This is a genomic window from Streptomyces sp. NPDC093591, assembly GCF_044764885.1.
Taxonomy (GTDB): Bacteria; Actinomycetota; Actinomycetes; order Streptomycetales; family Streptomycetaceae; genus Streptomyces.
Genome location: NZ_JBIWIY010000020.1, coordinates 78,534 through 90,633, shown reverse-complemented (window position 1 = coordinate 90,633; position 12,100 = coordinate 78,534). Strand labels below are relative to the sequence as shown.

13 protein-coding genes are annotated in these 12,100 nt (G+C 68.8%); 10 read left to right on the top strand and 3 right to left on the bottom strand.

What is annotated here, in order from left to right; translation table 11 throughout:
• Positions 1 to 96 precede the first annotated feature (96 nt).
• The 8 genes from ACIREI_RS36225 (at position 97) to ACIREI_RS36190 (ending at position 8,233) form a co-directional block, all read left to right on the top strand.
• Positions 97 to 873: a TnsA-like heteromeric transposase endonuclease subunit gene (locus ACIREI_RS36225; RefSeq protein ID WP_403342295.1), complete on the top strand. Its 777-nt coding sequence runs from the start codon at positions 97 to 99 to the stop codon at positions 871 to 873.
• Complete coding sequence (locus ACIREI_RS36220; protein WP_403342292.1) at positions 839 to 2,953, top strand: Mu transposase C-terminal domain-containing protein; 2,115 nt, start codon at positions 839 to 841, stop codon at positions 2,951 to 2,953. Before ACIREI_RS36225 ends, ACIREI_RS36220 begins: the two co-directional genes overlap by 35 nt.
• Positions 2,944 to 3,990, top strand: a complete 1,047-nt coding sequence (locus ACIREI_RS36215; RefSeq protein WP_403342290.1) for a TniB family NTP-binding protein — start codon at positions 2,944 to 2,946, stop codon at positions 3,988 to 3,990. The genes ACIREI_RS36220 and ACIREI_RS36215 overlap by 10 nt, the downstream gene beginning before the upstream one ends.
• A complete protein-coding gene (locus ACIREI_RS36210; protein WP_403342287.1) occupies positions 3,987 to 4,949 on the top strand; it encodes a hypothetical protein in 963 nt (320 codons plus the stop codon). The genes ACIREI_RS36215 and ACIREI_RS36210 overlap by 4 nt, the downstream gene beginning before the upstream one ends.
• 141 nt (positions 4,950 to 5,090) lie before the next feature.
• Positions 5,091 to 6,401 (top strand): MFS transporter, encoded by a 1,311-nt coding sequence (locus tag ACIREI_RS36205; RefSeq protein WP_403342285.1) that lies wholly within the window; start codon positions 5,091 to 5,093, stop codon positions 6,399 to 6,401.
• A gap of 370 nt (positions 6,402 to 6,771) precedes the next feature.
• Positions 6,772 to 7,290, top strand: a complete 519-nt coding sequence (locus ACIREI_RS36200) for a hypothetical protein (RefSeq protein WP_403342282.1) — start codon at positions 6,772 to 6,774, stop codon at positions 7,288 to 7,290.
• Complete coding sequence (locus ACIREI_RS36195; protein WP_403342280.1) at positions 7,287 to 7,760, top strand: GNAT family N-acetyltransferase; 474 nt, start codon at positions 7,287 to 7,289, stop codon at positions 7,758 to 7,760. Before ACIREI_RS36200 ends, ACIREI_RS36195 begins: the two co-directional genes overlap by 4 nt.
• A gap of 257 nt (positions 7,761 to 8,017) precedes the next feature.
• Complete coding sequence (locus ACIREI_RS36190; RefSeq protein ID WP_403342278.1) at positions 8,018 to 8,233, top strand: DUF6228 family protein; 216 nt, start codon at positions 8,018 to 8,020, stop codon at positions 8,231 to 8,233.
• Between the two features lie 110 nt (positions 8,234 to 8,343).
• Here the strand turns inward: ACIREI_RS36190 and ACIREI_RS36185 are convergent, their stop codons facing one another.
• Together ACIREI_RS36185 and ACIREI_RS36180 are read right to left on the bottom strand one after the other, a co-directional pair.
• Positions 8,344 to 8,715, bottom strand: a complete 372-nt coding sequence (locus ACIREI_RS36185; protein ID WP_403342276.1) for a VOC family protein — start codon at positions 8,713 to 8,715, stop codon at positions 8,344 to 8,346.
• A 291-nt stretch (positions 8,716 to 9,006) separates the two neighbouring features.
• Positions 9,007 to 9,354: a winged helix-turn-helix transcriptional regulator gene (locus ACIREI_RS36180; protein WP_403342273.1), complete on the bottom strand. Its 348-nt coding sequence runs from the start codon at positions 9,352 to 9,354 to the stop codon at positions 9,007 to 9,009.
• 86 nt (positions 9,355 to 9,440) lie between these two features.
• Between ACIREI_RS36180 and ACIREI_RS36175 the strand changes: the two genes are divergently transcribed.
• Entirely contained in the window at positions 9,441 to 10,379 is a 939-nt protein-coding gene (locus tag ACIREI_RS36175; RefSeq protein WP_403342271.1) for an NAD(P)-dependent oxidoreductase, read from the top strand.
• Here the strand turns inward: ACIREI_RS36175 and ACIREI_RS36170 are convergent.
• Entirely contained in the window at positions 10,333 to 10,869 is a 537-nt protein-coding gene (locus ACIREI_RS36170; RefSeq protein ID WP_403342268.1) for an HAD domain-containing protein, read from the bottom strand. The genes ACIREI_RS36175 and ACIREI_RS36170 overlap by 47 nt on opposite strands.
• A gap of 322 nt (positions 10,870 to 11,191) precedes the next feature.
• Here ACIREI_RS36170 and ACIREI_RS36165 point away from each other — a divergent pair, with 322 nt between their 5' ends.
• Entirely contained in the window at positions 11,192 to 12,043 is an 852-nt protein-coding gene (locus ACIREI_RS36165; protein ID WP_403342265.1) for a nitroreductase/quinone reductase family protein, read from the top strand.
• Positions 12,044 to 12,100: the final 57 nt, after the last annotated feature.

Genomic DNA, 12,100 nt, shown 5'->3' with positions numbered 1-12,100 from the left:
GGCATTCGGTGCGGTGTCTCGGTCAACCTGAGGCGGCGATTCGCTCTGCCTTCTACGGTCGTTACGGCTGGTCAGCGCGCCGAGTGGGGGTGGCTGGTGGAGGCAGGTGATTTCTGGCTGGAGTACGTCGACGGCCGGGGCGAGTCACAAGGTGGGCCGCTTGAGGTGGTGTGGCCTGTGTGCTTCGAGGCGGTCGGGCAGGTCCGGGTGTTTCCGTCGTACCGGGGGCAACGCAATTTCCCCGGCTGGTACTGGGCTGCAACCAGCGCCGAATTGGTGGGTTACGAGTCGTGGGTGGAGCTGAGCCACCTGATGCGGCTGGATGCCGACCCGGAGGTGATCGGGGTGGCTTCCCAGCCGTTTCGGCTGTCATGGCGGTACGGCGGTGGGCGTCGGCGGATCAGACACACGCCGGACTATTTCGTACGCCGCCGGGACGGCAGGGCCGTGGTACTGGACGTGCGCCCGGATGAGCTGGTCGAGCCGGAGGACGCGGCGAAGTTCGCGGCTACGGCAGTGGCCTGCGCCCGGGTCGGCTGGGGCTATGAGCGTGTCGGGGTGATCGGTCCGGTGCTGGCGGCGAATCTGCGCTGGCTGTCTGGCTACCGGCATCCGAGGGTGCGGCGTGAGCCGGTGGCGGAGTCTCTGCGGGCGGCGTTCGCCCAGCCGCAGGGCTTGCTTGCCGGGGTCCGGGCGGTCGGAGATCCAATCGCCGTGCTGCCGGTGCTCTTCCATCTGCTCTGGCACCGGGAACTGGCCGTGGATCTGGTGAGCGAGCGGTTGTCGGCGGCGACGGTGGTGCATCCGGCACCCGTCGCGGCGAGGGAGGTGGAGAGCGGTGCCGACGCGTCCGCGGCTTCTGTCGCTGGGTGACCGGGTCCGCTACGAGGGGCGCGAGCACAGCGTCGTGGCCTTGCATGGAACGGCGGTGAGGCTGGTCGACGATGACCAGGCGGCGAGCGTGGTGCTGCTGGGACATCTGCTGGCCTCCGAGGGGTTCGCAGTGCTCGGCACGGTTCCGTCCCGCCCGCCGCTACCGGAAGAGGGGGTGCTGGAGGGACTGCCCGCGGAGGAGGCGGAGCGGGTCCGGTGGTGGCAGCGCCACCTGACCGAGCTGATGACCGGCCGCCCGGATGCTGATCCCGGCACTCCGGTGAGGGCCGAGTACGACCCGGACGTGCGCTCCGTGCGCCAGCGGGAGTTGGCCAAAGTCGCCGAACTCCGGGAGGCCGGCGAGGAGGTGGCCCTGAGCACGCTCCAGCGGCTACGGGCCCGTTTTGAGCGCGACGGGGTGGCGGGGCTGGTGGACCGGCGGCTGGTCAAGCCCTCCACGGGGACGGGCCGAGCCGATCCGCGGGTGGTGGCGGCGATCGAGAAGGTCGTGAACAGCCGGACCGACGAGGCGACCGTGTCCGCGCAGGTGCTGCGGCGCCAGGTCGAACGACTCCTGGCGGACGAGCACGGCGCCGGGACGGTGACGATGCCGTCGCGAGCCGCGTTCTACCGGCTGCTTCAAGCGGTCTCGACGGGACGGCATCTGCTGGGCTCGGCCCGCACTCGCCGCTCGCTGGGCAAGCAGCCGAAGCGGATGTTCGGGCAGCTGGCGGCAGCGCGGCCGGGCGAGGTGATGGAGATCGACTCCACACCGCTGGACGTGCTGGTCGTCCATGACGACGGGACGGTGGACCGCTGCGAACTGACCGGGCTCGTGGACCTGGCGACGAGAACCCTGGCGGCAGTGGTGCTGCGGCCGTCCACGAAAGCGGTCGACGCCGCGCTGCTGCTGGCGCGGGCGATGACACCGGAACCAGTGCGGCCAGGCTGGTCGGACGCGCTGCGCATGTCCAGGTCGGTGCTGCCCTACGCCTCGCTGCTGCCGCTGGACGAGCGGCTCGCCAAGGCCGCCGCGAAGCCGGTGATCGTCCCGGAGACGGTGGTGAGCGACCGCGGGAAGGCATACATCTCGGACAACTTCCGCAACGCCTGCCGTCACTTGGGGATCTCGTTCCAGCCCGCTCACCCCGACACCCCGACCGACAAGCCGCACATCGAGCGGACGCTGGGCTCGGTTTCGACGATGTTCGCCCAGTACGTTGCCGGTTACACCGGCCGCAGCGCCGAGATGCGCGGCAAGGACCCTGCCGCGCAAGCAGCCTGGTCCATCCACGAACTCCAGGAACTCTTGCAGGAGTGGGCCGTCGCCGTCTGGCAGACGAGGCCGCACGACGGTCTACGGGACCCACTGATGCCGGACCGTCCGTTGAGTCCGAACGAGAAGTACGCCGCGCTGGTCGCGGCAGCCGGATACGTGCCGGTCGCCCTGGCCCAGAAGGAGTACATCCAGCTCATGCCACGCGAGCGACGGGTCATCGGACCTGGCGGGGTGCGGATCAACAACCGCACCTACGACGCCCGCGCACTCGGCCCCTACCGACGCCAGTCCTCGGGGGCCGGTCCGGACGGCAGGCTCTGGGAGGTCCACTACGACCCCTACGACATCTCCCGTGTCTGGGTACGCAACCACCGCGAAGACGGCTGGATCACCGCGACCTGGCGCCACCTACGCACCTCGCCCGTCCCCATGGGCGAGCTGATCTTCGACCGGGCCCACCAGGTACTGGCCGAACGTGAACAGCGCAGGCCGGACGAGGAAGCCGTCGCCCGCGCCGCGGTCGAACTGCTGGACCGGGCAACCGACGGCCCCGACGACCCTCCCGTCCGACGGCAGAAGGGGAAAGCCCGAGCGGACGAGCGGCGCGACCGCAAGGCGGCAGCCCGCACCCGGGCAACCAGCACCGCTGCCTGGCCCCGGCCCGAACCGCCCGGACGCGAGGAGCCGCCGCCGGACGAAACGGTCCGCGATTCCGAAGAAGCCGAGGAGACCGAGGAGTTGGCCAAGGTGGTGCCGCTGGGCATCTTCGACGCACGCGAGGAGGCGAAGCGATGGTGGTGAACCCTTCCGACGACGGCATGACACCCACAGACGAGGAGCGCATCGAGCCGCCGACGACACTGGCCGGGTGGCGGCACTTCATCGACAGAGACGCGGCCGCCTTCCAACTCGCCTCCGCCCGAAGCTGGGAGGTGATGGACGACCGGGTCCGCAACTCCTACAACGAGCGGCGCATCGACTACCACTCCGAACTGCAAGTCGTGCGGACGTCCACGGTCAACGAAGTCGCCCACCAGGGAAGACTGCTGACCCTGCTCAACCGCCGGGAGCACGGCGCCCGAAGGGGCCTGATCATCTCGGGTGAACGCACCACCGGGAAGACCACCGCTCTGCGGCAGCTCGGTCGACTGCACGAGTTGCGGACACGGCAGCGCTACCCGGACAGCAGGCGGGTCCCGGTCGTCTACGTCACCGCCCCGCCCAAGGGATCACCCCGCAAACTCGCCATCGAGTTCGCCCGGTTCCTCGGGCTGCCTGCGATCTCTCCCCGGCACAACACCGTCGACATCACCAGCGCCGTCTGTCAGGTCCTCATCGAGGCCCGCACCGACCTGGTCCTGGTCGACGAGATCCACCTGATGAACCTGGCGACCACTGCCGGTGAAGAACTGTCCGACCACCTCAAGTACTTCACGGAGCACCTGCCCGCGACCTTCATCTACGCGGGCATCGACGTCGAGCACTCCGGACTGTTCACCGGTATCCGCGGCGACCAGATCGCCGGCCGCTGCACACTCCTGCACACCGGACCCTTCCCGCTCAACTCCGAATGGGAGGCGCTGGTGGTGACGATGGAGGCCACGCTCCGGCTCCACCACCACGCGGCCGAAACCCTCGCTGGCCTGCACCCCTACCTCCACCAGCGCACCGGAGGGATGATCGGAAGTCTCTCCCACCTGATCCGGGCCGCCGCGATCTCCGCAATCCTCGACGGCAGCGAACGCATCACCCGCCGCCGGCTCGACAGCATCCACGTCGACCACGCCAGTGAAAGGGCCTTCCGGGGCGAAGCCCGACGCGGCAGGGAAGCCGGATGAACGGCCGCCAGAGAGGTCCTGCTCCCGTCACCTCACTGCCGTTCACTCCCGTCCTGCTCCGTCCGTTGCCACATACGGTCACCCCGTTCGCGAACGAGACGCTCACCTCCTACCGCCGACGCCTGGCTGCCGCGAACCAGACCGAGTTCCGCACCATGCGCAACCCGTCACGCTGGCTCCAGTGCCCGCTCAACGAACTGGAGCGGCTGGAGCTCATCAGCGGCCAGCCCCGCACCACACTGCTCTGGGCACTGCCAGAACTGCGGCACCACGCTCCTGACATCGTTCCGCCACCCGAGACCTTCATCGTCAACCACCGGCCCGCCTGCGACCTCTGCGCCTGGCGCTCCGGCAGCAACGGCCAGCCCATCCACGTCTACATCCGAGGGTTCCATGACAACGTCTGCATCCGCCATCAGCGCTGGCTGAGCTATGGACACGTGAACGACTCCAAGCAGATCGACCTGTCCCGGGCTCCTGAAATCGTGCAGGCGCAGATTCTTCTGGACCAGCTCGAACGCCGGCACGGCGTTTCCGCTTTCCTTGAGTGTTACCGCCGGTGCGAAAGGTTTTGGAGGGAAGTAGACAATCGGGCACTGGTGCACCGAGACAGGGACGCAGTGCTCCAGCGCATCTACCAACCCACCACCGGGACTCTCCCGGACCGCTTCGCCGTCCATCGAACACCACGGCTCAAACGAGCGGCCAGCTATCCCCAGGTGGCCAGGTTCACCAAGCTAATCATTTCGCTGGCGCTGCGGCCTGAGATGGAACGACGAGTCGCACGCATCACCGGCGAAACCCAGATCGCGTTCACGCGAGCCTTTCCCTTGGACCGCCACCCTCGCGGGATCACAATCCCCTGGCTACGCCAAGGAATTGGCGTCTTGGTGGAAGCTGTCGCCAAATTACTCACCTCGACCGAGACAGGCGAATCTGAATGGTCTAGTGTCTCGTGACCCCGTCATCGGTACGTGATCACGAGAAACTAGCAGAAACCTTGATGCGGCAATCGATCTCGACAGGCGACAGCAGGAAAAGGCGGAGTACGTGACATCGCCCCGTGGGTAGCGTTGCCTCGACCCAAGGAGGAGATGGCAGTGACGTCGAAGCAGAGCCGCTGGGGTGCGCTGGCACAGAGGGATTTCCGCCTGCTCTGGATCGGTGAGACAGCAAGTGGTCTGGGAAACGGCATCACCACAGTGGCACTGCCTCTTGTGGCCGTCCTCGCGCTGCGAGCCGACGCTCTGGAGGTCGGTCTGCTCGCCGCGACCGTATGGCTTCCCTGGCTGATCGTGGGGTTACCCGCCGGCGCCTGGGTCGATCGACTACCCAGACGCCCCATCATGATCGTCTGCAATCTCGTGTCCGCCGCGATGTACGCGAGCGTGCCCCTCGCGGCCTGGCTCTACCAGCTCACGCTCGTCCACCTCTATATCGCGGCGCTGGCCTGCGGCACCTCGGCCGTATTCTTCAACACCGCCTGCCACACATTCGTGCCGACCGTGCTCAGCGGCCAGGACCTCGCCGACGGAAACGCCAAACTGCAAGTCAGCGAGGCCGGAACACGAGTGCTCGGACGCAGCGCGGCCGGCTTCGTCGCCCAGGCCCTGGGCGCGACGGTGGGGCTGCTGATGGACGCCCTGACCTTCCTCGTCTCCACCGCCTGCCTGCTCGGCATCAAAACGCGTGAGCACAGGCCCCCACGTCGGGCAAAGGGATCCAGCCTGATCCGGGAAATCGCCGTCGGCCTACGCTTCCTCAGCCATGACCCTTACCTGCGCCCCATGGTGATCTACGGCGCCACCCTCAACCTCCTGCTGATGGGCTACCAAGCGGTCCAGGTCATCTTTCTCGTTCGAACGGTAGGCGTAAGCGCCGGCGCTGTCGGCGTACTGGTGATGTGCGCAAGCCTCGGCGGGACACTGGGTGCCCTGATCGCAACGCATCTGTGCCGCCGCTGGGGCACGGCACGGGCGATGATGGTCACGCAGGTGTTGGCCTGCCCGTTCGCACTGCTGCTGCCCCTCACCACGCCCGGCGCGGGCTTGCTGCTGTTCGGCGCGGGAGCGTTCGTGCTCGGCGTCGGCGTAGCGGTGGGCAACGTCGTCGTAGGCACCTTCCGTCAGAACTACTGCCCGCCGCACCTACTTGGACGCGTCGCCTCTGCCGCCATGGCCACCAACCAGGGCACGATCGCCATCGGCTCCGCGTTGGGAGGCGTCCTGGGCTCGGCCATCGGCATTCGTCCCACCATGTGGGCGATGACAGGACCGCTGGCCGTCACCTGGCTGGTGCTGGCGTTCAGCCCGCTGGGCAAGCTCCGTGAACTGCCGCTCACCGTCACCTCAAGCCAGGCTCCTGGCCAGACCGGCAACACGGCCCCGCTGCCGGAAGCGGCCGAAGGGTAGGGAAACGATCTCTGCGGGCACCTGCACAGCGCCTGAACAACGAGTTCCGTCGGTGCCCCACTGAGTGCAAGATCCTCAGCTTCCCGGCTCAGCCTGTCCCTCCAGCAGCACTGCACCTCAGATTGAGCGAGACAGCCGCCCCGCCCTCGTCTCGCTCAATCTGAGGCACCGCAGGTCGGAAACTCACGCTGCCTCACCTTCAGCGAGACCGGACAGGGCTCCGTGTGTCCTGTCTCTGCGACGGGCTATTGGAGTCATCGAGGCCGCTGCCACGCAGATCGAGGACCTCTCGAACCCCCAGTCGGCCTCCGACGACTGTTCTTGAGTCAGCTCGGGGACCGGTCGAGAACGCGCACTGCATGATGGACGAATGAGTGATCGCGAGGAACTGCCGACGGCAGTGGACACGGAAGCACTGCTCACCCTGGCCCAGGGGCACCACGAACGCACCGCACGGACTGCAGGCACCCGAGAGGCCGGCGGCCACCTGGTGAAGACCTACGCCCTTCAGGCTCCGGGGCGCACCGTGACGGAGCAGGACATCGCCGCCGCCCTGCGGATCACAGCGGCACACCTCGAACTCGGACGCACCCGCGGGTCGCTCGGACTCGCTGTCCTGATCATGCACGCCGGCGGCGACGGCGACTACGTCCTGGTCCACAGCTGGATCGAGGGGCACATGTCCGACCTGGCCATCTTCACCGGACCGGCCGGGCACCCCGAACAGCTCCGCCCGGGCCGCACCGGCCTGGCCCCCTGTGTCTGGGAAGCCGCCATCCTGGCCCACGAACGCGACGCCTTCTCACGGCATGTCCTCGACAGCAGCGGCCCGATCTCCAACCGCCTAGCCGCCTGGAGTGCGGACACCCTGACGGGCAGCGTCCGGTGAACAGCGCCCCCAACGTGCGGCATGCCCGCCCCGACGATCTGCCTCGGATCGCCGAACTGGCTGCCGAACACGCCGCCTACGAACAAGCCCCGCCCCCCGCCTCCGACCTCGCGCACCGGCTCAAAGCCCTGCTCTTCGCCACGCCGACACCACGGCTGCGCTGCCTGGTGGCAGAGCTGCCCGACGGAGAGGTCGTCGGCTACGCCACCTGCGCGCCCGAACTCTCCACCTGGGAAGGCCGCGAATACCTCCACATGGACTGCCTCTTCCTGAGCTCCGACAGCCGGGGTTCAGGCATCGGCGCACTGCTCATGGATGCCGTGACGGCAGAGGCACGCAACCTCGGCCTCACTGAGATCCAGTGGCAGACACCCGTCTGGAACGAAGGAGCCGTCCGTTTCTACGACCGCCTCGGCGCGGACTCCAAGGCGAAACTCCGCTACAGCCTCGCAGTGCCCAAGCGGACCTGACCGAACTCCTCACAGCACACCCTGGCTGCGGCTGACTACCGCTGAACGGGACACCGACACCCCGCTCTGTCCCACTCAACCGTAGGCACCGCAGGTCAGACCCCCGCCCTGCCCACAGTTGGCTGGTACAGGACAGCACGAAGGGTGCCGACTTGCACGACGACCGCCGTCGCGGCGCGTCCCCGTCCCGGGGGAACTCCTGCCGGCCTGGCGTTCGGCTGAAGTTCTGTGATCGGTTCAGCTTCGACGAGGACTCCGTGCGCGAACGGAGCCGGCAGACCGACGACCGGGACCTGGCGGTCTCCGCCGTGTTCCGGTCCGGTGGGTACGTCGGCCTGACCTGGACTCTGCGCCCGTGGCCGAACGCCGCGGGCGACTGGAGCGCCTCGGTGACCACAGGGCTGGAAGGCGGGGAGCAGATGTCGACCCTGGCCGCTGACGTTCGGCATTTCCTCGCGCTCCCGCGGGGATGACCGGCCATGACCGGTGACCTTCAGCCACGGATGGGCTGATTGCGCGGTCGAAACACATGCGGCGAAATCCGGGCCTCCGCTGACCACGGCGTCCGAGACAGGGCCGCCGATCAGCGCCTGACGATGCAGAAAGGATGCCCAGCAGGGTCGGTGAGGACCCGCGCCCTGTCCCCGTGCGGCTGGTGCTCCGGCTTGCCCGCACCCAGCTCCAGCAGGCAGGCCTCGGCCTCGTCCAGGCTCCCCGCGACCGTGAAGCAGATGTGAAGCTGCTGGGGGACGATCTGGTCAGGCCAACTCGGAGCCCGGTAGTCCTCGACCCGTTGGAAGCCGATGAAGAGTTCGTCCTCACGGTTGAGACCGGCGAAGTCGGCATCCGACTTCGGGTGCGGTTCATAGCCGGTGGCCTGCTGATAGAAGGCCGCCAGAGCCAGCGGATCAGGGCAATCGAGTGTGATCGCGACCAATTCCATCTGCAGCGGCATGACACCTCCGAGCCGATCAGTGGGCTTCCGTGAGGCCACCGTAGCGGCGGGCTCCCTACGGTTGAGCGGCACGGAGAGGACTCGGGCACGGTGCCCGCTGTTGGGCTGTTCGGCATGAAGACACCGGCGGGCCCCGCCGTGCCGCAGGACCGTCACCTCAACGTCGTACGGCTCGTACCCACCTTTTTGTGGGTACTTGGCAGCGCTCCCCCGCCCCCCGATCCTGGATGTGGGTGATCGACGAGGCGCCGGACGCGCCCGATGGTGCGACGGACGGAGGTGGCGTTCAGGTCAGGAGGCCGACTGGGTCTCGGTCAGCCGCTCCAGGCGGCGGTGACCCCAGTCGGAGAGCGGGCCGAGAGCCTCGGCCAGGTCACGGCCGAACCCGGTCAGGGAGTACACGGTCTTCAGCGGCAGGACGTCGTACACCTCGCGGTGCACCAGTCCGTCCGTCTCCATCTCGCGCAGCGCCTGGGTCAGCACCTTCTCGCTGAGGCCCGGCAGCCGGCGGCGCAGTTCCGCCGGGCGCAGCGGGCCGGACTCCAGCAGCCACAGCAGCGACGTCTTCCACTTGCCGTCGATCACGGCGATCGCGGCGGTCACCCCGCAGACGTTCGGGTCATGGCGCCGACGCGTCATACCCCACCCCTTTTGTCAGCAATTTCATGCAGTTCATGCAATTCATGCAGTTCGTCAACTATCGCCACCCTACAGGGAGTTGAGTCATGTCCACATCCGCCGAATACGCCGTATACGCCGACGAGCCCACCGTCGCCCCCACCGTCACCGTCCTCGGTCTCGGCCCGATGGGCCGGGCCCTGGCCGGGGCGTTCCTGGACGCGGGGCTGCGGGTCACCGTCTGGAACCGCACGCCGGGGCGGGACCGGGAGCTCGTCGAGCGCGGTGCCACGGCGGCCGCGTCCCCGGCGGAGGCGGTCGCCGCCGGTGCGCTGACCGTCGTCTGCGTGGTGAACTACGACGCCGCCGACGCCGTTCTGCGGCAGGACGCGGTGACCGACGCGCTCAAGGGCCGTACGGTCGTGAACCTGACCGCCGACACCCCGGCGCGTGCCCGGGATACGGCGGAATGGGCGGCGGCGCACGGCATCCGCTATCTGGACGGCGCGATCATGTCGATGACCACGACCATCGGAACCCCCGACGCGGTGGTGATCTACAGCGGTCCGGAGGAGCTCTACCGCGAGCACCGCCCCGTCCTCGACGGCCTGGGCGGCACCCATACCCACCTCGGTGAGGACATCGGCCGGGCCGCCGCCTACGACATCGCCCTGCTCGACATCTTCTGGACGGCGATGGCCGGCTACGCGCACGCCCTGGCCGTGGCGCGGGCCGAGGGCATCACCGCGCGGGAGCTCCTCCCCCACGCCCAGGGCATCGGCGCGATCCTGTCGCCGCTCTTCGAGGAGTTCGCGGGCGACGTCGACGACGGCACCTACTCCGGCGAACTCAACCCGATCACCTCCGCCGTCTCCACCATGGCCCACATCGTCGAGGCCTCCGAGTCCCACGGCATCGAGGCGGGCGTGATGCGCGCCGCCGAAGGACTGGCACGCCGGGTCGTCGCCCTCGGCCACGGGACGGACGGCTTCATGCGGGTCACCGAGTTGCTGGGCCGCTCCCGCGCCGTCCAGGCCAGGCGGTGATCCACTCCTCCAGGACGGTGAAGTCCCGGGCGGTGAGGCCGTAGCGGTGGTCGACCCGGTGGAGCAGGGCGGGCGCGGGGTGATGGGCGGCCACCCAGGCCCGGTCGGCGTCGGAGATCTCGTCGTCCACCCAGGCGAAGGGCCGGCCGCCGGCCCAGGCGACGAGGGGCCGCGTCTTCCAGTGCAGACCATGGGGGCCGAGCCACGGTTCCTCACCCTCGTCCGGCCAGTCCAGCACCGGCAGCGGAGCAAGGCCGAGCCAAGGGGCGAGGGTGGTGTTCGCGTCGTCCATCCAGGTCGTCGCCCACACCAGCTCGCACCCGAGCGCCGCGAGCCGTGCCAGCCGGACGCCGAGCGCGGGGTCGACGCGGGCGAGGAGGGGGTGGTCGGCGGCCGACTGCGGCAGGGGGAAACGGGGCTCGTGGACCGGGTACGGCCGCTCCGCCCCGAAGGGGAGCAGGGTTCCGTCGATGTCGATGAAGAGGAGCATCAGGGAACAGGATCGGCCCCTGGCGGCCGTAGGGAAAGGGGGGGCGGTCGCGCCACTGTGCCAGACCTGCTCAGCCCTCGAACACCGGCCCCTGCCCCGTCCCCGTCCCCGTCCCCGTCCCCGTCCAACCCTGGAATTCGGTCGCGGTGGTCATGCGGGCGGAGCTAGCGTCGTGCGCATGACTGCCGGGTCGGCCATGTGCCGTGAGCGAGTTGGGTGTTGCCCGGCCTCTGAGTGAGGTCGCGGCGGCGGGCCAGGAGCCCGCCTCTTTCTCTTCGCCTTCCGTCCATGAGGAAACCAGCGACAGAGAAAGAGAAGGAATTTGCCCAACGATTTCAACCAACAGGTCATCGACGAGTTCCGCGCCAACAAGGGCCGCGTCGGCGGCTACTTCGAAGGCGCCCGCCTGATCCTCCTCACCACCACCGGCGCCCGCACCGGCCGCCCGCACACCACCCCCGTCGGCTACCTCCCCGACGGCGGCGACTGCGTCCTGGTCATCGCCTCGGCAGCCGGCTCCCCGAAGCACCCGGCCTGGTTCCACAACCTCGTCGCGAACCCCCGGGTCACCATCGAGAGCGGCGCGTTCACCTACGAGGCCCGGGCGGTCGTCCTCGACGGCGAGGAACGTGACCAGGCCTTCGCGCGGGCCGTCGAGGCGGAGCCGGGCTGGGCGGCGTACCAGGAGAAGACGGAGCGGGTGATTCCCGTGGTCGCCCTGTACGAGATCGCCCAGGACGGCCCCCCGAACATCAACGCGTCCTCCATGGGCGAGGCCATCAAGGTCGTCCATGACGCCTTCCGCCGCGAACTCGCCCTGATCCGCGAGGAGATGAGCAAGAGCGGCGAGAAGGGCGGCAGCACCCTGGGCGCCCAGCTCCGCGTCAACTGCCTCACCTTCTGCGCCGGCCTCCACAACCACCACACCGGCGAGGACCTCGGCATGTTCCCGGTCCTGGCGGACCGCCATCCCGAGTTCGCGCCCGCCCTGGCCCGCCTCAGGGAGGAGCACGAGCACATCGCCGCCCTCGTCGAGGACCTGCGCCGCGCCGTGACCGCCGAGCACCCGGACCCGGACGCCGCCCGCACCGAGGTGGAGCGCCTCACGACGGAGCTGGAGGCTCATCTGACCTATGAGGAGGAGCAGTTGATCCCGATCCTGGACGCCGCGTAACGGCCGACGGTGACGCACGGGAGCCCGTCGCCGCCCTCACGAGCGCCTGCTGAAGCC

What these genes read in the sequence shown, in the direction of transcription:
- ACIREI_RS36175 (WP_403342271.1), top strand. Translation starts at nt 9,441, where the DNA reads ATGTCCACATCCGCCGAATACGCCGTATACGCCGACGAGCCCACCGTC.
- ACIREI_RS36215 (WP_403342290.1), top strand. Translation starts at nt 2,944, where the DNA reads ATGGTGGTGAACCCTTCCGACGACGGCATGACACCCACAGACGAGGAG.
- ACIREI_RS36180 (WP_403342273.1), bottom strand. Translation starts at nt 9,354, where the DNA reads ATGACGCGTCGGCGCCATGACCCGAACGTCTGCGGGGTGACCGCCGCG.
- ACIREI_RS36170 (WP_403342268.1), bottom strand. Translation starts at nt 10,869, where the DNA reads ATGCTCCTCTTCATCGACATCGACGGAACCCTGCTCCCCTTCGGGGCG.
- ACIREI_RS36185 (WP_403342276.1), bottom strand. Translation starts at nt 8,715, where the DNA reads ATGCCGCTGCAGATGGAATTGGTCGCGATCACACTCGATTGCCCTGAT.
- ACIREI_RS36200 (WP_403342282.1), top strand. Translation starts at nt 6,772, where the DNA reads ATGAGTGATCGCGAGGAACTGCCGACGGCAGTGGACACGGAAGCACTG.
- ACIREI_RS36210 (WP_403342287.1), top strand. Translation starts at nt 3,987, where the DNA reads ATGAACGGCCGCCAGAGAGGTCCTGCTCCCGTCACCTCACTGCCGTTC.